The 23433-nt window shown below is 60.4% G+C and carries 23 protein-coding genes; 17 read left to right on the top strand and 6 right to left on the bottom strand.

The window, feature by feature from the left end; genetic code table 11:
* Positions 1 to 12 precede the first annotated feature (12 nt).
* From LJ360_RS19025 to LJ360_RS19015, 3 genes are all read left to right on the top strand, one after another.
* Positions 13 to 816: an IclR family transcriptional regulator gene (locus LJ360_RS19025; RefSeq protein ID WP_264994764.1), complete on the top strand. Its 804-nt coding sequence runs from the start codon at positions 13 to 15 to the stop codon at positions 814 to 816.
* Between the two features lie 146 nt (positions 817 to 962).
* Positions 963 to 2108 (top strand): TAXI family TRAP transporter solute-binding subunit, encoded by a 1146-nt coding sequence (locus LJ360_RS19020; protein ID WP_264994763.1) that lies wholly within the window; start codon positions 963 to 965, stop codon positions 2106 to 2108.
* 153 nt (positions 2109 to 2261) lie between these two features.
* Positions 2262 to 3401 (top strand): TRAP transporter permease, encoded by a 1140-nt coding sequence (locus LJ360_RS19015; protein ID WP_264994762.1) that lies wholly within the window; start codon positions 2262 to 2264, stop codon positions 3399 to 3401.
* A gap of 129 nt (positions 3402 to 3530) precedes the next feature.
* On the opposite strand, the gene LJ360_RS19010 is transcribed toward LJ360_RS19015, so the two are convergent.
* Entirely contained in the window at positions 3531 to 4475 is a 945-nt protein-coding gene (locus LJ360_RS19010) for an IS5 family transposase (protein WP_041657592.1), read from the bottom strand.
* Between the two features lie 92 nt (positions 4476 to 4567).
* Between LJ360_RS19010 and LJ360_RS19005 the strand changes: the two genes are divergently transcribed.
* From LJ360_RS19005 to LJ360_RS18990, 4 genes are all read left to right on the top strand, one after another.
* A complete protein-coding gene (locus LJ360_RS19005; protein ID WP_264994761.1) occupies positions 4568 to 5284 on the top strand; it encodes a TRAP transporter large permease subunit in 717 nt (238 codons plus the stop codon).
* Between the two features lie 30 nt (positions 5285 to 5314).
* Positions 5315 to 5998 carry a 3-oxoacid CoA-transferase subunit A gene (locus LJ360_RS19000; RefSeq protein ID WP_248236417.1) on the top strand — a complete coding sequence of 228 codons (684 nt, stop codon included), beginning with the start codon at positions 5315 to 5317 and terminating at the stop codon, positions 5996 to 5998.
* The gene (locus tag LJ360_RS18995; protein WP_264994760.1) at positions 5985 to 6629 is read left to right on the top strand and encodes a CoA-transferase subunit beta; all 645 of its coding nucleotides are present in this window, start codon (positions 5985 to 5987) and stop codon (positions 6627 to 6629) included. Before LJ360_RS19000 ends, LJ360_RS18995 begins: the two co-directional genes overlap by 14 nt.
* Positions 6630 to 6706: 77 nt before the next feature.
* Positions 6707 to 8059: a hypothetical protein gene (locus LJ360_RS18990; RefSeq protein ID WP_264994759.1), complete on the top strand. Its 1353-nt coding sequence runs from the start codon at positions 6707 to 6709 to the stop codon at positions 8057 to 8059.
* Between the two features lie 31 nt (positions 8060 to 8090).
* Here the strand turns inward: LJ360_RS18990 and dsbG are convergent, their stop codons facing one another.
* On the bottom strand, positions 8091 to 8885 hold the full coding sequence (gene dsbG, locus LJ360_RS18985) for a thiol:disulfide interchange protein DsbG (RefSeq protein WP_264994758.1): 795 nt from the start codon (positions 8883 to 8885) through the stop codon (positions 8091 to 8093).
* A gap of 317 nt (positions 8886 to 9202) precedes the next feature.
* On the opposite strand from dsbG, the gene LJ360_RS18980 reads away from it, so the two are divergent.
* On the top strand, positions 9203 to 10516 hold the full coding sequence (locus LJ360_RS18980; RefSeq protein WP_264994757.1) for a DEAD/DEAH box helicase: 1314 nt from the start codon (positions 9203 to 9205) through the stop codon (positions 10514 to 10516).
* Positions 10517 to 10689: 173 nt separating this feature from the next.
* On the opposite strand, the gene LJ360_RS18975 is transcribed toward LJ360_RS18980, so the two are convergent.
* Positions 10690 to 11385 (bottom strand): OmpW/AlkL family protein, encoded by a 696-nt coding sequence (locus LJ360_RS18975; RefSeq protein ID WP_091853907.1) that lies wholly within the window; start codon positions 11383 to 11385, stop codon positions 10690 to 10692.
* 168 nt (positions 11386 to 11553) lie between these two features.
* Positions 11554 to 12018: a winged helix-turn-helix transcriptional regulator gene (locus LJ360_RS18970; protein WP_091853909.1), complete on the bottom strand. Its 465-nt coding sequence runs from the start codon at positions 12016 to 12018 to the stop codon at positions 11554 to 11556.
* A 116-nt stretch (positions 12019 to 12134) separates the two neighbouring features.
* Between LJ360_RS18970 and LJ360_RS18965 the strand changes: the two genes are divergently transcribed.
* Positions 12135 to 13247, top strand: a complete 1113-nt coding sequence (locus LJ360_RS18965) for an NADH:flavin oxidoreductase (RefSeq protein ID WP_264994756.1) — start codon at positions 12135 to 12137, stop codon at positions 13245 to 13247.
* A gap of 67 nt (positions 13248 to 13314) precedes the next feature.
* Here the strand turns inward: LJ360_RS18965 and LJ360_RS18960 are convergent, their stop codons facing one another.
* Together LJ360_RS18960 and LJ360_RS18955 are read right to left on the bottom strand one after the other, a co-directional pair.
* A complete protein-coding gene (locus LJ360_RS18960; protein ID WP_091853912.1) occupies positions 13315 to 14670 on the bottom strand; it encodes an MBL fold metallo-hydrolase in 1356 nt (451 codons plus the stop codon).
* Between the two features lie 86 nt (positions 14671 to 14756).
* Positions 14757 to 15335 carry a hypothetical protein gene (locus LJ360_RS18955; protein WP_264994755.1) on the bottom strand — a complete coding sequence of 193 codons (579 nt, stop codon included), beginning with the start codon at positions 15333 to 15335 and terminating at the stop codon, positions 14757 to 14759.
* 245 nt (positions 15336 to 15580) lie between these two features.
* On the opposite strand from LJ360_RS18955, the gene LJ360_RS18950 reads away from it, so the two are divergent.
* From LJ360_RS18950 to LJ360_RS18915, 8 genes are all read left to right on the top strand, one after another.
* The gene (locus tag LJ360_RS18950) at positions 15581 to 16750 is read left to right on the top strand and encodes an efflux RND transporter periplasmic adaptor subunit (RefSeq protein WP_264994754.1); all 1170 of its coding nucleotides are present in this window, start codon (positions 15581 to 15583) and stop codon (positions 16748 to 16750) included.
* A 2-nt stretch (positions 16751 to 16752) separates the two neighbouring features.
* Positions 16753 to 18687: a MacB family efflux pump subunit gene (locus LJ360_RS18945; RefSeq protein ID WP_264994753.1), complete on the top strand. Its 1935-nt coding sequence runs from the start codon at positions 16753 to 16755 to the stop codon at positions 18685 to 18687.
* A 9-nt stretch (positions 18688 to 18696) separates the two neighbouring features.
* Positions 18697 to 19482 (top strand): TolC family protein, encoded by a 786-nt coding sequence (locus LJ360_RS18940; RefSeq protein WP_264994752.1) that lies wholly within the window; start codon positions 18697 to 18699, stop codon positions 19480 to 19482.
* Positions 19482 to 20090: a TolC family protein gene (locus LJ360_RS18935; protein ID WP_264994751.1), complete on the top strand. Its 609-nt coding sequence runs from the start codon at positions 19482 to 19484 to the stop codon at positions 20088 to 20090. The genes LJ360_RS18940 and LJ360_RS18935 overlap by 1 nt, the downstream gene beginning before the upstream one ends.
* A gap of 97 nt (positions 20091 to 20187) precedes the next feature.
* Positions 20188 to 20769 carry an exopolysaccharide biosynthesis protein gene (locus LJ360_RS18930; RefSeq protein ID WP_091853920.1) on the top strand — a complete coding sequence of 194 codons (582 nt, stop codon included), beginning with the start codon at positions 20188 to 20190 and terminating at the stop codon, positions 20767 to 20769.
* A gap of 76 nt (positions 20770 to 20845) precedes the next feature.
* Positions 20846 to 22009 carry an MFS transporter gene (locus LJ360_RS18925; protein WP_264994750.1) on the top strand — a complete coding sequence of 388 codons (1164 nt, stop codon included), beginning with the start codon at positions 20846 to 20848 and terminating at the stop codon, positions 22007 to 22009.
* 70 nt (positions 22010 to 22079) lie between these two features.
* The gene (locus tag LJ360_RS18920) at positions 22080 to 22283 is read left to right on the top strand and encodes a 2-hydroxymuconate tautomerase family protein (RefSeq protein WP_091853924.1); all 204 of its coding nucleotides are present in this window, start codon (positions 22080 to 22082) and stop codon (positions 22281 to 22283) included.
* Between the two features lie 15 nt (positions 22284 to 22298).
* Complete coding sequence (locus tag LJ360_RS18915; RefSeq protein ID WP_264994749.1) at positions 22299 to 23333, top strand: sodium:calcium antiporter; 1035 nt, start codon at positions 22299 to 22301, stop codon at positions 23331 to 23333.
* The last annotated feature ends 100 nt before the right edge of the window (positions 23334 to 23433 follow it).

Raw genomic sequence — 23433 nt, 5'->3', positions numbered from 1 at the left:
GGATTGATCACCATGTCTACCACAGGAGTTTCATCGGGCAGTTCCCGCACAACAGCCAGAGGAAGCACCACGCTGACGAAGGCCTGTGTCTTGCTCAGGGCGGTGGCGACCATTTTCCCCACAGGCGGCAGCCTCTCCCATATTGCCCGTGAGGTCGGCATGAACACCGCCACCGCCCACCGTCTGCTGACAGCGCTGGCGACTGAGGGCCTGCTTACGTTTGATCCCTACGCCAAAACCTATCACATCGGATTCGACTTGCTGCGTATGGCAGAGTCAGCCCAGGAGGTTGCACCGGATCTCAGGCTGTGGCATGCCCTGCAGCCTGTCCTGGGCCGAATCGCAACCAGAACTGAAGATTACACCTACCTGAGTATCCGGGCGAACCGGGATGCAGTGTGCATTGATGTAGCCGAAGGCACTTATCCGGTCACGGCGAATACGCTGGTGGCCGGGGCCCGGCGGCCGCTGGGCATCGGAGCGGCCGCAGTTGCCCTGCTCGCAGCCCTGCCTGAGAGAGAAGCGAGGCGGGTGATGGAGCTGAACGCTCCCCGTTATCCCCGCTATTCCGGTATCACCCGTGAAGAAGTTGAACAGTGGCTGGACCAGGCCCGGGAGCACGGTTATTCGGTCAATGAAGGGCGTATCGTACCCGAGGTATCAGCGGTCGGGGTGGCCTTTCCTGTCCCTGACTCTGCTGAGTATGCCGCCATCAGTGTTGCATCTGTTACCTCCCGGATGAGCGAAAAACGCAGGTCTGAGGTGATATCGATCATACGGGAAGAGGTGGACACCTGGCTTCGCCATCAGGAATAAGCCAAATTTCTCACTATACGATAAAAAATTACAGTATATTGATAAAAATTTGACGATGGTGCTGCCAGGGACTAATTTGTTCACGGGTCTGAAATGTGAACTATGTTTGAAAACGAACCAAACAAGAAAAGCCAACGGAGATCCCTATGCCTTTTGCCAGCTCTTACCTGACGAAAACACTGGCCGCAGCCGCCCTGGGGGCGTCTGTTCTGTTTGCCGGATCCGCAGCCGCACAGGAGCTGCCAGATACCATGACCTGGTCGTCCTACGATGTCGGGTCCGCGGGCTACGCTGAAGCGTCAGCCATTGCCGATGCCTTTGGAAAGCAATACGGTACCCGTGTCCGGATCCAGCCGTCCGGTTCCGCCATCGGGCGACTGCAGCCGTTGCTCAGTGGTCGCGCTGACTATGCCTTCCTGGCCACTGAAACCTTCTTCGCGGCAGAAGGCATCCACGATTTCTCGACTCGTCGTTGGGGGCCGCAGGACCTGCGCGCTGTCGCCGGCCGACCATCATCCTTCGGTATTTTTACGGCAGCTGACGCCAACATAATGAAACTGGAGGACCTGAAAGGGGCAAGGTTTGCGTATGTAGCGGGTAACCCGTCCATCAACGTCAAGTGTGACGCCTTCCTGGCATTCGTCGGCCTGACCCGTGACGACGTTGAAGCCATCATGTTCCCCACCTATGCCAATACCATGAGTTCGCTGGCCCGTGGCGAAGCCGATGCTTCCTGTACCACCACGACGCCGAGCCATGTCTATGAGTTGGCTGAATCCCCCCGTGGCATCCGCTGGCTTGATGTTCCCAAGGACGACGAAGAGGGCTGGAAGCGCCTTCGTGAAGTGGCACCGTTCTTCCAGCCCTACACTGAAACCATCGGTGCAGGCATCAGTGAGGAGAACCCGGTTGATATCTTTGCATACCGCTATCCGGTACTGACCGTACGTGCCGACATGGATGAAGATGCCGTGTACAACTACATCAAGGCCCTGGATGAGACCTACGGCATGTACAAGGATGCCACCGCGGCCATGCATCGCTGGGATCTGGAAGAAGCCGGTACCCCCGCAATCGATGTTCCCTTCCATGAGGGTGCCATCCGCTACCTGAAGGAGGCGGGTATCTGGACGGAGGAACACCAGGCCTGGAACGATCAGCGCACCAAGCGCCTTAATGCGTTGCTGGACGCCTGGCCGGAAGCGCTGGCCGAGGCTGAAGGCAAGAGCGACGAAGAGTTCGCTGAAATCTGGGAAGCGCACCGGACCCGTGCCTTGGAGTCCGTAAAGTAACCCGGCTGTCCCCCCGTAAGTGCAGCCACCCGACCGGGTGGCTGCTTGTTCTTTCCGGAGAAACCACGTCATGAGTGCTTCCACTTCCGCTGACCAGGCGGCGCCTGCGGTTGAACCCAAGGCCGCCGCCTCAGGGGGGCCGGTTACTGGGCTGTGATCCTGCTCGGTACCCTTGGCCTGCTGATGGCCATCAACCAGACCTTCAACCTGAAGTTGTTGGGTTTCCAGCCACTTGGCAATGCCTACCTTTATTACCTGATCGGTATCTTTTTGGCGGCGGCTTACATTGCGTTTCCTGCCTGGAAGGGAGCAGCGGCGAAGGTTTCTTGGTACGACTGGCCTCTGGCTGTAATGGCTTTAGTCTGTGCCGGGTATCTCGGCTACCACGGCCTGACCATGATCAACTATGGCTGGGAGTTTGAGGCGCCCACGGAAGCGACAGTCCTGTCCGGTATCCTTCTGGTACTGATCCTCGAAGGTGTGAGGCGTTGCGGTGGCTGGCCGCTGCTCTTCGTGGCCCTGTTCTTTGGAACCTATCCCCTGTATGCGGATTCCATGCCCGGATTCCTGTGGGGCAACCAGTACACCCTGCCGGAGATCATCCGCGCTCATGTCATCGGCGTGGAGAGTGTGATCGGTATCCCGATGCAGGTCGTGGCCCAGCTTGTGATCGGCTTTGTAGTGTTTGGCGCGGCGCTGACGGCCACCGGTGGTGGAGAGTTCTTCATGCAGTTCGCTACCTCACTGATGGGCAAGAGTCGGGGTGGTCCGGCAAAGGTTTCGGTGCTCTCAAGCGGGATCATGGGCAGCCTTTCAGGCAGTGTTATCTCCAACATCCTGACCACGGGTCCGATCACCATTCCGACCATGAAGAAAACCGGCTATCCGGCGCATTATGCCGGTGCGGTGGAAGCCTGTGCTTCAACCGGCGGTACGCTGATGCCGCCCGTTATGGGCGCTGTTGCCTTTATCATGGCCTCCTTCCTCGGCGTGCCCTATGCCGAGATCATGATTGCCGCGTTCCTGCCGGCACTCCTGTTTTATCTCGCCCTGATCTTCCAGGTGGACATCTACGCAGCCCGGCGGGGCCTGAAAGGACTGCCGGAATCCGAGATTCCCAACCTGTGGGAGACCCTCAAGGACGGCTGGCCCTATCTGCTGGCCCTTTTCATGCTGATCTATATGCTGCTGGTGATGCGCCTCGAGGCCTATGCCCCCTACTATGCGACCGTTGTCCTGCTGGGCATCTCGATGTTCAAGCGTAACCACCGGCTGAACCTAAGGAAGGTCTGAATAACTGCTGATATTTGCCGATCTTGGGTTTAACCGGCAAAAAATCGAAGATTCAGACACTATTTTCCCGTTAGTTGTGTGTTTCTTGCCCGTTTCCCGCCATTTTGGCGAAAAACAGGCGCACTGGCCCTACGCCAGCATGTATTTTTCACCAATCAGCAGGTTGCTGAACGCGGCCAGCAAATGCAGCCGGTTGTTGTTCTTGGCTAGACCGCGATAGCGGACCTTGCTATAACCGAAGACCTGTTTAATGTACCGGAAGGGATGCTCCACTTTGGCACGAACACTGGCTTTGATTTTCTCGGCTTTCAGCTTGTCAGCATCCAGCTTCTTCCGGGTGCCAGGCCGTTTGGCAATGAACCAGGAGACGTTTTCACGGTGCTTATGCTCATCCCGCTTCTGAATGCCAAGGTACCCGGCATCGCCGAAGACCCGTTGCTCTTCACCGTGCAGCAGCTTGTCGGTGGGCACGATGTCGTGCACGTTGGCTGCGGTGGTATCGATGCTATGAATCAGGCCCAGCGTGTCGTCGACGCCAATGTGCATCTTCATGCCAAAATGCCATTCGTTGCCCTTCCTGGTCTGGTGCATTTCAGGATCGCGCTTGCCGGTGCTGTTCTTGGTGGAGCTGGGCGCAGAAATAATGGTGGCATCGACGATGCTGCCTTCACGCAGCATCAGGCCGTTTTTCTCCAGGTGTTTGTTCACCTCTTTAAACAGTGCCTTGCCAAGACCGTGTTGCTCCAGGAAATGCCGGAAGTTGAGAATAGTGGTCTCGTCCGGCAAGCGGTCCAGCTTCAAACCGGCGAAGTGCCGCATGGACTCAATCTCGTACAGAGCATCTTCCATCGCCGGGTCGCTCAGGTTATAGAACAACTGCATGCAGTGAACTCGAAGCATGGCAGGCAGCGGATACGGAGGCCGACCGTTCTGACCCTTGGGGTAATAACGGGCTACCTTCTTCTCCAACTGCTTCCACGGAATCAGCTTGTCCATCCGTTCCAGAAAGATCTCGCGACGCGTCTTGCGCTTCTTGGTCTGGTACTCAGCTTCGGAGAAAGTGATCTGATCCATGGTGGCAACGAATCCTATGCGGTTGGCGATGGCCATATTATCGCTGATTTTGAGACTTATTCAGAGTCTCCCTAAAACGGGCGCTGGCGTTCATGCAGGACCTGACCACCAGTGTGGCCAACCTGGTGGCTATCCTGGCAGGTATCGGCCTGGTGGTGGGTGGTCTTTCCTATACCGGCGTAGCCGGGGCCTTCTCCCGGGAGCTGTTGCTCTATGCCGACGGCAGTATTCCGTTGATGTTGATCGCCGGAGCGGTAACCAGCTTCGTGCTGGGTATGGGCATGACGGTAAGCGCCTGTTACATCTTCCTGTCGATCCTGCTGGCGCCGGCGCTGGTTAATGCGGGCCTCAATCCGCTGGCCAGTCACCTGTTCATTCTTTACTGGGGCATGCTGTCCTATATCACGCCACCGGTCTCACTGGCCGCCATCACAGCGGCGGGTGTGGCTGATGCCAAGGCCGGACGAACCGGCCTTTACGCCATGCGACTCGGCGGCATCCTGTTTATCCTGCCGTTCCTGTTCGTGATCAATCCTTCGCTGATACTGCAGGGGGACATCACCAGGATACTGACCTCAGCCTTCACGGCGATCACCGCTATATGGCTGTTGTCCTCGGCGATGGAAGGGTACCTGTACCGTATCGGTGTGCTTGCATGGCCGGCTCGGATACTGGTGCTGGCCGCTGGGGGGGCACTGATCTACCCGGAACTGATGACCGACCTTATCGGCTTTGGGTTGGTAGCCGTGATCTATCTGAGCAGCCGTTTTCTCAATTACCCGGCTGTAACTGTTGGCAGCAGCCGTTAAACCCGTTTCAACGCAGTTGGTGAATACATCGTGATCAATAAAATCGGTAACTCCATGGCGGAGGCAGTCTCCGTCGTCAAGGATGGCGATGTCGTCATGATCGGCGGTTTCGGCAGTTCCGGTATCCCGCTGGAGCTGATCGAGGCACTGCGCCGTCATGCCCCAAAGGATCTGACCATCATTTCCAACAACGCTGGCGTCGCGGAAGAGGGCATTGCCTCCCTGCTGCGAGACGGCCTGGTGCGCAAGATGGTGTGTTCCTTCCCCCGCTCGAAAGGGTCGGTATGGCTACAGAAGCGTTACAAGGAAGGCTCCATCGACTTTGAGTTGGTCCCCCAGGGCACTCTCGGCGAGCGCATCCGCGCGGCGGGGGCCGGCTTGGCAGCCTTCTATACGCCGACCGCCTACGGCACCCTGCTGGCTGAAGGAAAAGAAACCCGTGAGTTCAACGGTAAGGGCTATGTACTTGAGACAGCATTGCACGCTGACGTTGCGTTGATCCGTGGCGAGAAAGGCGATGCCTGGGGCAACCTGACCTACAACACCGCCGGTCGCAACTTCAATCCGTCCATGGCCATGGCCGCGAAAACCACCATCGCCGAGGTAAAGCAAATCGTCGAGGTTGGTGATCTGGACCCGGAGGCCGTCGTTACACCGGGTATCTTTGTGGACACCGTTGTCCTGCAGGAGGGGCTGCTCGATGCAATCGCTTAGTAAAGAAGATATGGCCCGCCGGGTAGCCCGCGACATCCCCGATGGCGCCTATGTAAACCTGGGGATTGGCATGCCGACGCAGGTAGCAAACTATGTATCTGATGACCGGCATGTGATATACCATAGCGAGAACGGCATACTCGGTGTGGGGCCCGCGCCGGCCCCCGGCGAGGAAAACCCGGACTTGATCAATGCCGGCAAGCAGTTCGTTACCTTGCTGCCCGGAGGCTGTTATTTCGATAATGCGGATTCCTTCGCCATGATGCGGGGCGGTCACCTGGATATTGCCGTTCTGGGTGCATTCCAGGTGTCAGCCACCGGTGACCTGGCCAGCTGGGCGACCAATGATCTCAGTGAACCACCCGCCGTGGGCGGCGCCATGGACCTTGCCGTTGGTGCCCGTAAGCTGTACGTGTTGATGAAGCACTGTACCCGCGATGGCGAGCCCAAGATTCTGGGTGAGTGCGACTATCCGCTCACCGGCAAGGGCGTGGTTGACCGGATTTACACCGACCTGGCCGTGCTTGATGTCACCGACGAAGGCCTGAGGGTGGTAGAGCTGGTGGGCGACAACACCCTGGAACAGATTCAGGCCGTGACGGGCGCGAGACTTCTGCCGCAGGCGTCCTGACCCGTACCGCTGCTGTAACCATGGGTTGAGGCTGGCACAGGTTAGCTGTGCCACGCCCGGCCCTGAACGAGTCCTCCATGACACAGACAACTCCCGTCGGCCCGCTGATGCAGTTGCGCTCAGCGCTGGCCTACCTGGCATTGCTATGTGGTGTGTTATCGCTGGTTCCCGGCATGGCTGTGCTGGGTGCATCAGCTATTGTACTGGCAATCCTGCTGGGCTGGGGTGACCTGCGACTGGTCGCCCGGGTCATCTTCGGGTTGTTGGTGGGCATGTCCGTCCTGGCTCTGATTGATGAGCCGGGCGCCCTGATGGACGGGGCCGTCAATATGACAAGGCTGACTGCGCTAATCCTGACGGTGATGCTGCTGTCTACGCTTCTGGGTCGTTCCAGCGACCTTGAGCGGATTTCCGCGAGCCTGTTCGCAGGCCGGCCAACGGTCCGGTACCTGAGTGTCACCTTTGGTACCACCGTGCTGTCGGTACCGCTGAACTTTGGCTCGGTCGGGGTGGTGTCGTCCATGATCGCCGGGCAGGTCCGGCGTCACGGGGATTCCGCCATGGCCCGCAATGCCGCCCGGGGGACCCTGAGAGGGTTTGGCGCCTCACCAACCTGCTCTCCACTGTCCATATCCGTGGTCATGACGGTGACCTTTCTGCCCGGACTGCACAGCTGGCAGCTCATTTCCGTCAGCCTGCCCCTCGCCACCCTGTACCTGCTCAGTGGCCTGTTGTTCACAGAACGGGAAGCCAATGGTCCGGCCGGAGATGACCAGGTCGAGACCGGCCTGCAAAAGTACCTGCCCTGGTTACGTTTCATGGCGATCATTGGGGCCATCTGCCTTGGGGCGTTTGTGCTCAGCGGACCTTTCGACCTCAGCTATTCCAAGGCGGTAACGCTCAGTTGCCTGGGCGCCGTCGGGGTACTGTTCATTCATACCATGACAGGATCTTCCCGCAGTGAGGGAAATCCGCTGCCATCTATGGCGCCGGTCAGCAATGAGCTGGTGATTGTAGGCGGCTCTGCGTTTCTGGGTGCCCTGATCAGCAGCTTTGCACTGAAATGGCTGGGTGCCGGGTTCAGTCTGCCTGACTGGGGTTATCCCGTTGTGGCTGCGCTCGTTCCCTGGGTTTTCTTCCTTGGCGGAATGGTTGGGCTCAATCCGATTGTTATCGGTACACTGACCGGTGGTGTGTTGGGGCCGATCTGGCTGCCGGAAGCCGTGTTGGGGCTGGGTATCGGAATGGTATCTGGCTGGGGGATCACCACCGGTGGAACGCCCTATTCAGCTAATTCGTTGCTGATGGAGCGGGTCACGGGGTACTCCGCCAAGGTGGCGGCCTACCGCTGGAACCTGGCTCACTCCATTGTAAGTCTGCTGGTGGGTGGCCTGCTGGCCGCTGCACTGACCGCCTGGCTGGCGGGTTAGGCCTGCCAGCCAGCTTTTCGATGGGCGCCCATTAAGGCCTCGGCCCCCCCATCATGGTATCCAGGTCCTTCGGATTTGGTACTCCGGGCTTCATGGCGATCTTGCCTTCTGCATTCCTGTAAAAGGTGCTTGGGGTGGCCTGCAAACCGAGGCTGCTCATCAGTTCACCATTGGCCATTACGTCGTTGTAGGTCTGGCTGACCACTGACCTGTCTACTTCTATACCACCCTCCTCGTAGTTTTCGTGGTGCTGCCTCAGGGCGCTTTCCGGATCGTCCGTGGCAAGGATGGTTGCCGCCTTGGGCGCACTGTCCTCCTTCAGAATGCCGACCAGGATGTGGCGCAACTGTACCTTGCCGGCCTCGATCCATGGATTGGCCATCTCCCGGAACCGGTAGCAGTAGGGGCAGTTCGGATCGGTAAAGGTGTAAAGCACAACCTCCGCATCATCGGAGCCGTCGGCAACCCAGTCGCTGTCTTCCAGTTTGCTCCAGGCCTCGGCGAAGCGGGGCTCCATCAACAGTTTTTCCACCTGCTGCTGGGAGATGTTGGTGCCATCTTCCGCAAGCAGAGTGCCGATGATCACGTGTTTGCCGTCGGCGGTGAGGAATGCCGACATGGGGCGGCCCCGCATCTCGCCAACATAGCCTTTCATGCCGCCCGGGGCATCGAACTCTCCGACGATCTCAGCTCCCCTGTCTTCCAGTTGCTGAACGGCCCTGGGGTAGCCTTCTGCGAAAGCACCGGCGGTAGCCAGGGTTAAAAGGGCGCCAGCCACGACCGGGATTTGCCTGGACGAGATGTTTGCAGGTAAGCGAATGGGCATATCTATATAACTCCTTTTTGATCAGTGGCTCCTGACCGGGAAGGAGGCATTGAGTTCCGTGGGAATATAGGTGGATTTGCGGTGGCTATCCCACAGGCAACCTGTTACTGTGCCCGCATCCTGCCTCTAAGGATCCGCAGTTTTTGGCGTAAAGCCTGCTAGCGAATACTTCATACGACCCGCCAGAGGACGTCCTCCCGTTACCGGTGAGCGACTGTAGTCGTCTTATTCCCATGCTCCGTCATGGCATCTGCCCGCGTTGATTACCGGTTAACTCCGGCGTTCGTGGAGGCAGAACAATCAAGAGTTTATCCAATATGAGTTTTTCTTCCCTCGGTCTTTCCGAGCAACTGGTCCGTGCAACCACCGACCAGGGTTATGAAACCCCGTCTCCCATCCAGCTCCAGGCGATTCCGGCCGTACTGTCCGGCAAGGATGTGATGGCAGCCGCCCAGACCGGCACCGGCAAGACCGCCGGCTTTACCCTGCCGCTGCTGCAGCGACTCAGTGAAAATCCCCGCGAGGGCAAGGGCCCGCGTGCCCTGATCCTGACGCCAACCCGTGAACTGGCGGCCCAGGTGCACGACAGCGTGAACCTCTACAGCAAGTACGTGCCCACCAAGGCTGCCGTGGTATTCGGTGGCGTCAAGATCAACCCGCAGATGATGAAGCTGCGCAAGGGTCTGGACGTGCTGGTAGCGACTCCCGGCCGGCTGATGGACCTGTACCAGCAGAACGCCGTGCGCTTCAACGAAGTGGAAATCCTGGTGCTGGACGAAGCTGACCGCATGCTGGACATGGGCTTCATCCGCGATATCCGCAAGATCCTGGCGCTGCTGCCGGCCAAGCGTCAGAACCTGCTGTTCTCGGCGACTTTCTCCAATGAGATCCGCACCTTGGCCCAGGGCCTGCTGAACAATCCGGTACAGGTGGAAGTGGCCGCCCGCAATACCACGGCCGAGAATGTCAAGCAGTCCGTCTATCCGGTGGACCAAAGCCAGAAAAGCGCGCTGCTGAGCAAGCTGGTACGGGACAATGACTGGGACCAGGTGCTGGTGTTCACCCGTACCAAGCACGGCGCCAACCGCCTGACCAAGAAGCTGGAAAGCGACGGCATTACCGCTGCAGCAATCCACGGCAACAAGTCCCAGGGCGCCCGTACCCGCGCGCTGGCGGAGTTCAAGCAGGGGGATATTCGCGTGCTGGTGGCCACCGACATCGCGGCCCGCGGCCTGGATATCAAACAGCTGCCCCAGGTGGTTAACTTCGAGTTGCCTAACGTACCGGAAGACTATGTTCACCGCATCGGTCGTACTGGCCGTGCCGGTGAAAGTGGCCATGCCCTGTCGCTGGTGAGCGCAGATGAAGGCAAGTTGCTGGCAGGTATCGAAAAGTTGATCAAGAAGCAGCTGCCCCGCCAGGAAGTGGAAGGTTTCGAGCCGCAGAACAATCTGCCGCTCAAACCCAAGGCCAAGGCGGACCCGAGCCGTGCGCGTACCCGCAGTGGCGGCGGTGGCAATGGTCGCAGTGGCTCAGGCCGGCCTGGTGGCCAGCGCCAGGCTGCCTCCGGCGCGGGCGGTCGCGGCCGGGGCCAGGGTCAGGGACGTTCAGGCCAGCGCCAGTCTGCCTGATGTGATCTGAACCACAGCCAATGCAATAAAGCCGTTTCCGGGTAACCGGGAGCGGCTTTTCATTATCGGCAGACGAAAAAAAGCGGGGTACCGGAACCCCGGACCCCGCAAAGGGAGAACGCGACCGGCACCACCAGTCCAGGGTACCGGGCACGGTCGTCTCACACTGCAAGTTAAAAGCTGTAGGTGAAGCCCACCATGTAGACCATGGGATCGATTTCGACGTCGACCTTGCTCGTGGATGAGAGGTTACCGCCGTTATAGGCTTTGATCGTGGCTTCAGTGTCGATGTCGGCATACCAGATGGCAGCGTTGAGGCCAAAACGGTCGTCCAGTTTGATGTCCACGCCCAGTTCTGCAGCAACGCCTACGCTGTCGTCCAGTTCGATGGAGGTGGAGTCAGCGCCCAGATAATTGGTCAGCGTCTCAGTGGTCTTTTCTTCGAAGAAGTTGGTGTAGTTGACGCCTACCCCGGCATACGGCTGAACCCGGTGACTGCTGTGAAGTGGGTAGTACTGCAAAGTCAGGGTTGGCGGCAGATGCTTTGTCTCGGCAAGCTTCCCAGCACCGCCCAGAACACTCCCGTCACCACTGATGTTGTGTTGGAAGGGTGTAGCTGCCAGCAATCCGATTGCGAAATGATCCGTCAGCATGTAGCTACCGGAAAGTCCCAGTTGAACATCGGAGTCTACAGAGACTTTGTGCCCCGGGAGCGAGGTGCCGTCCAGCGCAAGATTGTTGCTGGAATCCTGGGGATCAACGGCTACAGCGCCGGCCCTGAGGATAATATCACCAGCCTGATAAGCCTGTGCGGAGCCTGCTGCGAGTAAGCCGGCTGCGAGGATGCCCAGAGTGAGTTTACGGGACATAGAAATGACTCCTTGACCAAAAGTTATTGACGGGCCAAGGCTACACCGGTGGCGGTTAGGAGAATTGATCTAACGCAAGTGATACCGGGGGCTGCAGGGAATGCGATCGGAACATTGATCCAGCTCAAAAGGTCCGGATTCGACTGAACAGGCAGGAGGGGAGTCGGGTCAGGCCTGCTTCGTGTCGTCCTGCGGATCTTCCTGAACGAAAACGTCCCGCACGGACAGGGGATTGCCTTCGGCATCCTGTACTTCCAGCTGGCGAACGGGCTGGCCGGTGCGCCGGTCACGGAGGTCCAGCGGGGGCTTTTCGGGGCAGGGGTTATACTTGTCACCCCACTGGCGCAGGGCGATGACTACCGGGAACAGGTCCCGGCCCTTATCAGTGAGGCGGTACTCAAAGCGGGGACCATGCTCGCCCACATCTACCTTGCGCAGTACGTCGTTGTCGACCAGTCGGCACAGGCGATCCACAAGGATGTTGCGGGCAATGCCCAGCTCCTGCTGGAAGTCCACAAAACGACGGGTTCCGTACATGGCCTGCAGCACAATCAGCAGTGACCACCAGTCACCCACCTCATTGAGCGCACGCGCAACCGAACAACTTGAATCGTCAAAACGTTTTCTCGCCATGGTTAAATTGTACCCAACAGGGTTGCAAACTGAAACCGGATTTAATAAGGTTGCTTAATGAAACCAGATTCCGGGGCCTGGCCCCCGTTCCCTTTCAGACAGGAGATACCCCACCCATGTCCATGAATCTCGGACCGCTGTTCGAACCGTTCGAAGTGAAATCCCTGAAACTGGCCAACCGTGTCGCCATGGCCCCCATGACCCGGAATTTCTCCCCGGGCAATGTGCCCAACGATGATGTGGTGGCCTATTACAAGCGTCGTGCCGAAGGCGGCGTTGGCCTGATCATCACCGAAGGTACCACCGTCAATCACCCGGCGGCCAACGGCTACGAGAACGTGCCTTTCTTTCACGGTGAAAAGGCCCTGGCAGGCTGGAAAAAGGTGGTAGACGCGGTCCATGAGGCCGGTGGCAAGATCTTCCCCCAGCTCTGGCATGTGGGCGCAGTGCGCAAGGAAGGCATGGAGCCGGATCCTTCAGTACCGGGCTATGCGCCTTCCGGCATGAATCGTCCGGGCAAGGTGGTCTGCAAGGTCATGACCAGGGACGACATCCAGGACGTGGTCAGGGCATTTGCCGATGCCGCCGCTGACGCCAAGGCTATCGGTTTTGACGGCGTGGAAGTGCACGGGGCTCACGGCTACCTGATCGACCAGTTCTTCTGGGAAGGCACCAACCAGCGGGACGACGAATACGGCGGCAGCATGGCCAACCGCCAGCGTTTTGCCATTGAGATCATCAAGGCCATCCGTGAAAAGGTCGGTCCGGACTTCCCCATTATGCTGCGTTTCTCCCAGTGGAAGATGCAGGACTATGACGCGAAGCTCTGCCAGACCCCGGAAGAGCTGGAAGCTTTCCTCAAGCCCCTGGCCGATGCCGGGGTGGATATCTTCCACGCCTCCACGCGCCGCTTCTGGGAGCCGGAGTTTGAAGGCTCCAAACTGAACCTGGCCGGCTGGGTGAAGAAGCTGACCGGACTGCCCACCATGTCTGTCGGCAGCGTTGGCCTTACCGAAGACTTTATCGCCGGCACCTTTGCCAGCAAGAAGGAAGCCGTGGAGGACGCCGGTATCGACGAGCTGATCGAGCGCATGAACAACGACGAATTCGATCTGATTGCCGTCGGCCGCGCCCTGCTGCAGGACCCGGAATGGCTGGTCAAGGTGAAGGAAGGACGGGCCGATGACGTCGAGCCGTTCCGCAAGGCCTCCCTGGGCGAACTTTACTGAGAACCGTGTAAACAGGGTGGCGCCCGTCCCATGCGGACGGGCGCCCCTGTGTTTCAGTCGGCAGGGTTCAGTCGGTGGATTTCCAGGCGCCAAAGGAGCCCAGGAAAACATCCACCTTGCTGAACCCGGCCCGCTCCAGTACCGAGGCGGCAATCGTCGCCCGGGCACCGCTGGCGCACATCACCGTGTAGTGCCGGTTTTTGTCGAGCTCGTCTGTCTTGTCCGCCAGTTCTCCGGCATAGATATGAACCGACCCTTCGATAGCCTCCTCTTCGTATTCCGTCTTGCTGCGTACATCCAGTAACTGCCAGTTCTCCGGCGGGTTCTGGAAGCGTTCCCGGATATCGTCCACGTGCATCACCGGCAGGGAGTGGAACGGTAGCCCGCGGGCTGACCATTCCGGCATGTCGGTCGTCAGGAAACCGGCAAGGTTGTCCAGGCCGATGCGTACCAGGTGCTGTGCCGCTTCGTGAGCCTGTTCAGGGTCTGATACCACCAGCACCACCGGCTGGCCAGGCTCGATGTACCAGCCGGCAAACGCCGGGATCATCGGTGCGGGGATGGCCAGGCTGCCAGGCAGGTGCGCCCCCAGAAAGGCACTGACGGTACGCGCGTCCACGATGGCGGGCCCTCCGGGTAGCGCACGGAATTCTGCCGGTGACAGTGGTCGTGGTGTTATTACCCTGGGGGCCGGTTCCGCCCCCGTCAGGTTGAGCTTTTCCATCAGCCGGAAGTAGGGCGGCTGATAGTGGTGCTCGGCGAGCTTGGCATCAATGAATTTGTTGCGGGACGATATTCTGAGCATGTCGTTGTATTTGCGCTCATAGCCCAGGGAAGAAAACTCCCGGTCGGCCATGTTGTCACCGCATACCGAGCCCGCACCATGGGCGGGATAGACCAGGGCCTGGTCTCCGAGTTTCAGAATTTTCTGCAGGCTGTCGTAGAGCATGCCGGCCACTTCCCCGGCCCGGTCCGGGTAGAAATCCGTACGCCCCACATCACCGATAAACAGCGCATCCCCGGTGAACACGCCTACCGCATCCTCACCGAAATCCGTGTCATATATGACGAAGGACAGGCTGTCGTCCGTGTGTCCCGGTGTTTCCAGTACCCGCACCCGGAGATTACCGAATTCGAAGGTGTCGCCCTCCCGGGCCGTGTCGGCGTAGGCAACATCACCGGCAGCGTTCGGGCCGTGGAGCACCCGTGCACCGGTGAGGTTTGCCAGTATCGGCGCGCCGGAGATCAGGTCTTCATTGCGGTGGGTCTCGAAAATGTGGGTGATACGACAACCTGCCCTGGCCGCTTCCTCGACGTAGACCTCGCAGTCCCGGCGCGGGTCGACGACAAATGCCTCGCCATCATTGCCCACAAGCCAGGACAGGTGGGACAGGCCTTCGGACTTGATCTTCTGGATGAACATGGGACCTCCTGCTGAAGTGGTAATACCTGATATCAGGGGTAGCACAGATCAGCAGGAGTGTGACGGGCTATAGGATTACGGTTTGGTCAGTGGTGGCCTTGGTGAGGGTTCTGGCCAGAGCCCATGGCCCAGTGGTGGGCCTGGTGGTGGCTTCCATACGCCATCAGCCCGATATAGCCAAGGCCGTTAATCATGGCGGTGTCGTCAGGATCTTCGCTGGTGGTGGTAATACGGAACTGGTCCCCCTGACGACCGACGATCATTTCCCAGCCGGTTTCCCGGCGAAGCTGTTCAGGATGGGCAGAAAGCACCCTCTCCAGGGCTTCACCGGCACGGCTGGTCAGGGGGGCGACTACCAGTGTCACACCGTTAGGCATTCGCCGCTGGTCCATCACCTCGACATTTTCAGCAATGTCTTTCATATCCAGCAGATGCTGGCGCAAACCTTCCAGGTCGACCTTGCTCCAGTCAGTGTCCGGGTTCTGGGTCAGGTGGTGGATCACTTCCTGAATGGTGGCGAAGACCGAATTGCCGGCCTCGGTCAGCTTGGTCTGCTCCGTGGCGCCGGGGTGTTGCCCCTGGTGGGTGTTATGGTGCGGGTGTTCCTGGCCGAATGCGGGCAGGGCCAGGGTGCACAAAAGCAGGCTCAGTGTGGTTTTTCTCATTGTTCGCTCACTCTGCAGTTTGTCTGGTTCGGTTGTGACGCCAGGTCCTGACAGTAGTGCTATACGTCACTTCCCGCAAACCGGGCCAGTTTCGACCCGCGTTCTGCAGTATTCCAGGGGAATGCAGCGATGAGGTTCGTCAACCGATGTAAAAGCCGTGTAAACCCCTGGTTTCGCCCTATTATGCCGACATTGCATTACCGATAATCCATCCTGGTTTAAAGGACCACGAGTGAGGATGGAACATGGCAGCGCCGGTAACGGGCGGTTGGTACAAGCGGTTTGGCGGGTTTCTGCTGTTGGTATTGGTCATTGGCTCTCTGGTTGCCGCCTGGTGGTATGTCGACCGGCCGGCCGCCCAGCCCTCATTACTGACCGTTCCGGTGGAGCGGGGCGACCTGGAAGACCTGGTGACGGCCACCGGTGTTCTGCAGCCCCGGGACTATGTGGACGTGGGAGCCCAGGTTTCCGGCCAGCTCGACATTATCCATGTGCGCACCGGCGACCAGGTTCGCAAGGGCGACCTGCTGGCCGAAATTGACCCGACAGTCTACGTGGCCCGGGTTGATGCCACCCGCGCTCAGCTGCGCAATCAGCAGGCCCAGCTGATGGAACGGGAAGCCCAGCTCACCCTGGCGCAGATTCAGCACCGCCGCCAGCAGAACCTGTTGAAAGAGGAAGCCACCAGTCGCGAAGCCGCCCAGGTGGCGGAAGCCGCGCTACGTTCCGCCCACGCCCAGATTGAAGCCATCAGCGCCCAGATCCAGCAGACCGAATCCACCCTGCGGGCGGAAGAGGCCAACCTGGAATACGCCAAGATCTACGCCCCCATGGACGGTACCGTGGTCTCCATCGAGGCCCGCCAGGGCCAGACCCTCAACACCAACCAGCAGACGCCGGTTCTGATGCGCATCGCCGATCTGTCGACCATGACGGTGGAGGCCCAGGTGTCCGAAGCGGATATCGGCAAGTTGCGACCGGGCATGCCGGTATACTTCACCACCCTGGGCAGCCAGCAGCGCCGCTGGGAAAGCACCCTGGACCGGCTGGAACCCACACCCACCGTGGAAAACAACGTGGTGCTCTACAACGCCGTATTCGAGGTACCTAATGCCGAAGGCCGTCTGATGACCCAGATGACGGCCCAGGTGTTCTTCATCAACAACGCCGCCAGGGACGCGCTGCTGGTACCGGTAACCGCGCTGCAGCAACGGGGACCACAGGCCACCGTCCAGGTGGTGGGTGAAGACGGTGAACCCCGTGAGCGCCAGGTAACCGTGGGCGTAACCAACCGGGTGCAGGCGGAAATCCTTGATGGCCTTGAGGAGGGTGAGCGGATTGTCAGCAGTCCGCGAACCGCGGGCGGGCAGGGCGATGACAGCCGTGCACGGCGCATGGTCGGCATGAGGTTCTGACCGTGACCACAGCACTGATCGAATTGCGGAACATCACCCGCACCTATTACAACGGTGAAGTGGCGGTACCGGTGCTGCGGGGCATCAACCTGACCATCCACCGGGGGGAGTTTGTGGCCATTATGGGTGCCTCGGGGTCCGGCAAATCCACCCTGATGAACATCCTCGGTTGCCTGGACCGGCCCACCAGTGGTGAGTATCGGTTTGATGGCGAGGACGTCTCCGCCCTGGATAGTGACGGCCTGGCCCGCCTGCGTCGGGAAGCTTTCGGGTTCGTGTTCCAGAGTTATAACCTGCTGCCGGGCATTTCGGCCTGCGAGAACGTGGAAATGCCCGCCAGCTACGCCAGCCTGAAACGAGGGCAACGGCAGGACCGCGCCAGGGAGCTGCTGGCACGGCTGGGGCTGGATGAGCGTAGGGAGCATCGCCCGGGCCAGCTCTCAGGCGGTCAGCAGCAACGGGTTTCCATTGCCCGTGCCCTGATGAACGGTGGTGAAATCATCCTGGCAGACGAGCCCACCGGGGCCCTCGACAGCCAGAGTGGCCGGGAAGTCATGGCCCTGTTGCAGGAACTCTCCAATGAAGGCTACACCATCATCCTGATCACCCACGACAGCAACGTGGCGGACCACGCCCACCGGCGCATCGAAATCGCCGACGGCCAGATCATCAGCGACCCCGGCCCCGATACCTCACACCAGCGAAAGCCGCTGCAACGGGAACCCTTGCGGCACTCGCCCTCATTATTCCGGGAGTTTTATCAGGGTGCACGTACCGCGCTGCGGTCCATGACCGGCAACCTGTTCCGCACAGCGCTGACCCTCCTGGGGATCGTGATCGGCGTAGCCTCGGTAATCACCATGCTCGCCATCGGCGACGGCGCACGGGAGCAGGTGGTAGAGCGCATCAGCGCCATGGGAAGCAACCTGCTGCTGGTTCGCCCGGGTGCGCCGGGGCAACGGCGCGGCGGCTGGAACATCACCACCCTGGTGCCGGAGGATGTGGATGCCATCAACACCTTGCCCAATATAACTGCGGCGATTCCGGAACTGACCGGCAGCCAGACCCTGCGCTATGACAACGCCGACCACCAGGCGGAGGTGAACGCCACCTTCTGGCAGTTCCCTGTCGCCCGCCAGTGGCCGGTGCAGCGGGGCAGTTTTTTCAACCAGGCCGACGAGGGTGAATACGCGCTGGTGGCTGTGCTGGGCCAGACCACGGCAGAGGCACTGTTTGGCCAGCAGGACCCGTTGGGCCACTACATTCTGATGAATAACGTGCTGTTCCAGGTGGTTGGTGTAATGAGCGAGCGGGGCGCATCGCCCATGGGCCAGGACCAGGACGACGTGGTGTTTGTGCCCTACACCACCGGGAGCATGCGCCTCTTCGGGCAGCGCCACCTGCGCAACGTGACCATCGCCGTGGACGATACGACCCTGATGGACGAGGTGCAGGCCCAGGTACATCAGCTGCTACTCCAGCGCCACGGCGTGGAGGACTTCCAGATCCGCAACATGGCCTCGCTGATCGACACCGTTTCCGAAACCCAGGACACCTTCACCTGGCTGCTGGGGTCGGTGGCGGCCATATCACTGCTGGTAGGCGGTATCGGGGTGATGAACATCATGCTGGTGAGCGTCACCGAACGTACCCGGGAAATCGGGGTTCGCATGGCCACCGGAACCCGCACCCGCCATATCCTGCAGCAGTTCCTGCTCGAAGCCCTGGCGGTATCGGCCCTTGGCGGGCTGATCGGCGTCGCGTTGGGGCTGGGGGCCGCGGCCACGATCAATGAATTGGGAACACCGGTCAGTTACTCACTGATGCCGGTGGTGCTGGCCTTCAGCTGCGCCTTCGGTACCGGGCTGCTGTTCGGCTATCTGCCAGCCCGCAAGGCATCGCGGCTGGATCCGGTCACGGCACTGGCGACGGAATAGGGGAACCGGATGTTGAACATTTTTTTCAGAACGGCTGCGGTTACGGGGGTCATCGTCGCCCTCGCAGGCTGTGCCACCACCTCACCGATTGAGCGCCCGGAGTTGCGGGCAGATGAGCGATGGAATGTACCGCTGACGGCAGGTGCCAAGGCACCGGATGAGCAGTGGTGGCAGGCGTTCGGTTCAGAGCAACTCGATCAACTGATTGGGCAGGCCTTTGCCGGTAGCCCGAACCTGGCAGTGACGGCTGAGCGGGTGTTCCAGGCAGAACAGCAGGTGCGGGTGGCCGGCAGCAGCCTGTTCCCGTCCCTGAACCTCAGTGGCAGCACCGGCGAGCGGACCACGGATGATGGCGGCTCCGAAAACCGAAGTGAGTCTACCTCCGCCAGCCTCAATGTGAGTTACGAGCTGGACCTCTGGGGCCGGCTGGCGGCCGCACGGGATGAAGCGGAAGCCGGTTACAGGGCCACGGTGTTTGAATACGACAGCGCCCGCCTGTCCCTGGCCAGCAGCGTCGCCACCACCTGGTTCCGCCTGATGGCGCTGGACGAGCAGTTGCGGGTCGCCCGGGAGAACCTGGCCATCGCCGAACGCACTGAAGACATTGTCGACGCCCGCTATCGCAACGGTGCCGCCAGCCGCGCCGAGTTGGTGCGCCAGCAGACCGAAGTGCTCAACCAGCGGGCAGGCCTTGAACCCATTACGCTGGAATACCGGCAGACCCGGTCAGCGCTGGCTGGCTGGTTGGCGTGTCACCGCTGGGATTCGAGGCCGATACCGGGACGCACTCGTTGATGGACCTGACCCTCCCGGCGGTTGATGCGGGAATACCCTCAGACCTGCTGACCCGGCGCCCGGACCTGGCCATTGCGGAGGCGCAGCTGCAGGCAGCGGACGCCAACCTGGCCCAGGCCAGGGCGGCCTGGTTACCGTCGGTATCCCTTGGTCTGAATGCCGGGGCCAGCACCGCGAACCTGGCAAGCCTGGCCAATCCGGTGGAAACCCTGGGCTGGAGCATCACCCTGGCCCAAAACCTGTTCGACGGGGGCACGCGGGACGCCCAGACCGCCATCAGCGAATCCCGCCGCCGCGCCCTGGCGGAGGATTACCGTGGCGCGATACTCGCTGCCTTGCAGGAAACGGACGATGCACTGGACCGGCTACAGACCAGTCAACGCAGGGAGGCCCTGCAACGGACAGTGAGTGAGCGGGCAGAGCGGACCCTGGAGCTGACCGATTTGCGTTATCGTGCCGGCAGTGATGAACTGCTGACCCTGCTGGACGCCCAGCGCACGCTGTTCCAGACCCGGGACCAGCTGGTTCAGCTGAGACTGGCCCGGCTGCAGGCGACCGTAGATCTCTACAAGGCGATCGGTGGAGGCTGGCAACAGAAAGATGAATAAGGGTTCATTTCCCCACTGAGGCCGAACCGGTATCGTGATATATCAAGCAGCAACGGAAGGAACAACCAGTGGCCAATGCGTTGGCTACACCCAGCCCATGACTGACCCTGCGAATCTCCGAGAAGTGCTCGACCGCATCAGTGAAACCGCCACCGGCCGGCCACGGGTAACCCTTGGTGCCATCATTGATACTGTGGGACGCCGTTCCTATGGGCCGGTGCTGATGATTATCGGCATCTTGCTTTTCTCACCATTAAGCGGCATTCCCGGGGTGCCAACCCTCAGCGGCTTGCTGATCCTGTTTATCTCGGTGCAGATGCTGGTGCTCAGCGGTGGTTTCTGGTTGCCAGAGTTGCTGATGAACCGCTCGCTGCCTACGGAAAAGCTTCTCCGGGGCATTCGGTTTATCGAGCCGGCGGCGGAATATGTCGATGCCCGGCTCCATCCCCGCCTGGTGCTGGTGGTGAGGCGCCCAGGCAGTTACCTGCTTGGTGGCGTGTGTGTGCTGATTGCCTGCGCCATGCCGCTGATGGAAATCATCCCCTTCTCGGCCACCGCTGCTGGTTTTGCCATTGCGGTGTTTGGCCTTGCCATGGTGTCACTGGATGGGTTGCTGGCGGTATTGGGGCTGATCTACACGGTGACCATTGCCGGGTTGATTGCTGTTAACATGCTTTGATTGTTCCTTGCCTGTGTGATGGTCCGGCCGGGTTGGTTGGCCCGGCATAACATCGCTACCGACGAGTTGTTCAGTCATGGCCAATACGCGCACTGCCCTGTGGGTGATCGTTGTTGCCCAGTTTTTTGGAACCTCGCTGTGGTTCACGCCCAACGCTGTTTTGCCCGGCCTGGCAGACACCTGGGGCGTAACCACGGAAGACCTGGGTCGCCTGACCGGCTCAGTGCAGCTGGGCTTTATCATTGGCACCCTTGCCTTCGCCCTGTCCGGCCTGGCGGACCGCTGGCGGGCAAGCCGCATTTTCCTGGTCAGTGCGGTCACCGGAGCCCTGGTCAACGGCTTGTTCGTGTTGTCCCCATCCCTGGAAATCGGTCTGGCGTTGCGGTTTGTCACCGGGCTTTGTCTTGCAGGCATCTATCCCGTGGGCATGAAGCTGGTGGCCAGCTGGGCACCTGAGAAAAAGGGCCTGGTCCTGGGCTGGCTGGTGGGCATGCTGACCCTCGGAACGGCCTTCCCCCACTTGATGCGGGCCATCAGCCCCGGCTGGGGCTGGCAACCGGTGGTGCTGGCGTCCTCGGTGCTGGCCATTGCTGCCGGCCTGATGATCGCCCGTCTTGGTGATGGCCCTGGCCTGCCAGCGACAGGGCGATTCGACTGGGGCGGTGTGATTCGTTCCTTCCGTGAACCCCGCTTTCGCGCGGCCGCCCTGGGTTACTTCGGCCACATGTGGGAGCTTTATGCGGTCTGGGCCCTTGCACCTTTGTTGGTGGCTGCAAGCCTGGGCCCGCTGGGGAGTGATCGGACCCTGGTTTCGGTGACCGCCTTTGCCTTTATTGCGGCTGGCACCGTGGGCTGCGTCCTCGGTGGCATGCTCAGCCGCCGGATCGGCAGTGCCCGGGTGGCGTTCGGGGCCCTGTGGGTGTCCGGTCTGATGTGTCTTTTGTGGCCCTGGTTTGAGGCAGTGCCAACCTGGCTGGCGGTGATCCTGCTGCTGGTCTGGGGTATGGCCGTCATCGCCGATTCTCCGCAGTTTTCCGCCCTCGCAGCGGAAGCCGCACCCGGCCACGCGGTGGGCAGCTCCCTGGCCATCATGAACAGTATTGGCTTTTTGCTAACAGTGTTCGCCATCGAACTGACGTCGAACTACTGGCAGTCCCTGGGTACCGGTGTCACCTGGTTGCTGGTTCTCGGGCCGGTACTGGGGTTATTGGCATTGCTGCCCCTGTGTCGTGACCGTTGATGTGTTGCCAATCCACGGTCGAGGGGGCAGGATGAGAGCTCTTTCCAATCCCTGTGAGGAAACAGCCCACATGCCCTACGTAAACATCAAGATTACCGACGAGAACGTGTCTGCAGATGACAAGAAAGCCCTGATCGAAGGCGCCACCAAACTGCTGCAGGATGTGCTGGGCAAGAACCCGGCCACCACCGTAGTGGTTATCGATGAAGTGAACACGGATAACTGGGGCATCGGTGGCGAGCCGGTTACTGAGCGACGCAAGCGCGGGCAATAAGGACAGCCCGCCCCGGTGTTCCTGCTGGAGCCGTCTGAGTGGAGTCTCGCCCAGGCACTGATGGTTTTCGGTGCCTGCGCACTGGTTATCGCCATCGCCGGCACCCGGATTACCCGGGTGGTGGACCAGCTGGCGGATCGTACCGGCGTCGGCGAGGCCGCTGCCGGCGCCGTACTGCTTGGCGCGGCCACGTCCCTCGGTGGCTCTGTACTCTCGGTTACTGCAGCCTGGAACGGCCACGCCGAGCTGGCGGTCAGCAACGCCCTCGGTGGCATTGCCGTGCAGACCTTCTTCCTGGCGGTGGCCGACATGGTTTACCGCCGGGCCAACCTGGAACACGCCGCCGCTTCTGCTCCCAACATGATGCAGAACGGACTGCTGATCTGCCTGCTGTCCGTGATCATGCTGGCACCGATGCTGCCGGATATCACCGTGTTCGGCATACACCCGGTCACACCGGCGCTGTTCGGCTTCTACCTGTATGGCCTGAAACTGGTGCAGGGTGCTACTGAATCCCCCATGTGGCGCCCGGCCATTACCCTGGATACCCGGGAAGACACGCCGGATGACACTACCCAAATGCCTTCCATGGTGCGCCTGTGGACCGAGTTCCTGGGGCTGATGGCCGTGCTGGGGGTGGCTGGCTGGGCGCTGGAACCATCCGCCACCACCATCGCCCGGGAAACCGGTCTGGGCCAGACCGTGATTGGCGTCATGCTGACGGCAATCAGCACTTCCATTCCCGAGTTGGTTACCTCGGTAGCGGCGGTGCGCCGCGGCGCCCTGACCCTGGCGGTAGGCGGCATTATTGGTGGTAATGCCTTTGATACCCTGTTCACCGCGGCGTCTGACCTGGCCTACCGCGACGGATCGATCTACCACGCCATGAGTAACGACGCCCGCTTCTGGGTAGCGTTGACCATCCTCATGTCCGGCATCCTGATGATGGGCCTGATACGCCGGGAGCGGGTGGGCATTGGCCGCATCGGCGCCGAGAGTGTGGCGATTATGGTGCTATACCTCGGTGGCGTATTGCTGTTGTTGAGTTAATGGTGCCGGGCTTGCTGGCATTGCCATTGCGTAACCTTCGTGGAGCTATCCGGCGACTTGCAGAACCAGCCGCCCAGCCCCATCGTAGGTTAGTGACTTT

The sequence above is a fragment of the Marinobacter sp. AN1 genome, from assembly GCF_026013985.1.
GTDB lineage: Bacteria > Pseudomonadota > Gammaproteobacteria > Pseudomonadales > Oleiphilaceae > Marinobacter > Marinobacter segnicrescens.
The sequence above is the reverse complement of the archived record's forward strand: the minus strand, read 5'-3'. Positions and strand labels throughout refer to the sequence as shown.

Excerpts from the sequence above, each read along its gene's own strand:
- LJ360_RS18975 (WP_091853907.1), bottom strand. The coding sequence starts at position 11,385 with ATGTCCCGTAAACTCACTCTGGGCATCCTCGCAGCCGGCTTACTCGCA.
- LJ360_RS18930 (WP_091853920.1), top strand. The coding sequence starts at position 20,188 with ATGACTGACCCTGCGAATCTCCGAGAAGTGCTCGACCGCATCAGTGAA.
- LJ360_RS18950 (WP_264994754.1), top strand. The coding sequence starts at position 15,581 with ATGGCAGCGCCGGTAACGGGCGGTTGGTACAAGCGGTTTGGCGGGTTT.
- LJ360_RS18955 (WP_264994755.1), bottom strand. The coding sequence starts at position 15,335 with ATGAGAAAAACCACACTGAGCCTGCTTTTGTGCACCCTGGCCCTGCCC.
- LJ360_RS18925 (WP_264994750.1), top strand. The coding sequence starts at position 20,846 with ATGGCCAATACGCGCACTGCCCTGTGGGTGATCGTTGTTGCCCAGTTT.
- LJ360_RS18935 (WP_264994751.1), top strand. The coding sequence starts at position 19,482 with ATGGACCTGACCCTCCCGGCGGTTGATGCGGGAATACCCTCAGACCTG.
- LJ360_RS18990 (WP_264994759.1), top strand. The coding sequence starts at position 6,707 with ATGACACAGACAACTCCCGTCGGCCCGCTGATGCAGTTGCGCTCAGCG.
- LJ360_RS19025 (WP_264994764.1), top strand. The coding sequence starts at position 13 with ATGTCTACCACAGGAGTTTCATCGGGCAGTTCCCGCACAACAGCCAGA.
- LJ360_RS18965 (WP_264994756.1), top strand. The coding sequence starts at position 12,135 with ATGTCCATGAATCTCGGACCGCTGTTCGAACCGTTCGAAGTGAAATCC.
- LJ360_RS19010 (WP_041657592.1), bottom strand. The coding sequence starts at position 4,475 with ATGGATCAGATCACTTTCTCCGAAGCTGAGTACCAGACCAAGAAGCGC.
- dsbG (WP_264994758.1), bottom strand. The coding sequence starts at position 8,885 with ATGCCCATTCGCTTACCTGCAAACATCTCGTCCAGGCAAATCCCGGTC.
- LJ360_RS19005 (WP_264994761.1), top strand. The coding sequence starts at position 4,568 with ATGCAGGACCTGACCACCAGTGTGGCCAACCTGGTGGCTATCCTGGCA.
- LJ360_RS18995 (WP_264994760.1), top strand. The coding sequence starts at position 5,985 with ATGCAATCGCTTAGTAAAGAAGATATGGCCCGCCGGGTAGCCCGCGAC.
- LJ360_RS18980 (WP_264994757.1), top strand. The coding sequence starts at position 9,203 with ATGAGTTTTTCTTCCCTCGGTCTTTCCGAGCAACTGGTCCGTGCAACC.
- LJ360_RS18940 (WP_264994752.1), top strand. The coding sequence starts at position 18,697 with ATGTTGAACATTTTTTTCAGAACGGCTGCGGTTACGGGGGTCATCGTC.
- LJ360_RS18920 (WP_091853924.1), top strand. The coding sequence starts at position 22,080 with ATGCCCTACGTAAACATCAAGATTACCGACGAGAACGTGTCTGCAGAT.
- LJ360_RS19020 (WP_264994763.1), top strand. The coding sequence starts at position 963 with ATGCCTTTTGCCAGCTCTTACCTGACGAAAACACTGGCCGCAGCCGCC.
- LJ360_RS18970 (WP_091853909.1), bottom strand. The coding sequence starts at position 12,018 with ATGGCGAGAAAACGTTTTGACGATTCAAGTTGTTCGGTTGCGCGTGCG.
- LJ360_RS18960 (WP_091853912.1), bottom strand. The coding sequence starts at position 14,670 with ATGTTCATCCAGAAGATCAAGTCCGAAGGCCTGTCCCACCTGTCCTGG.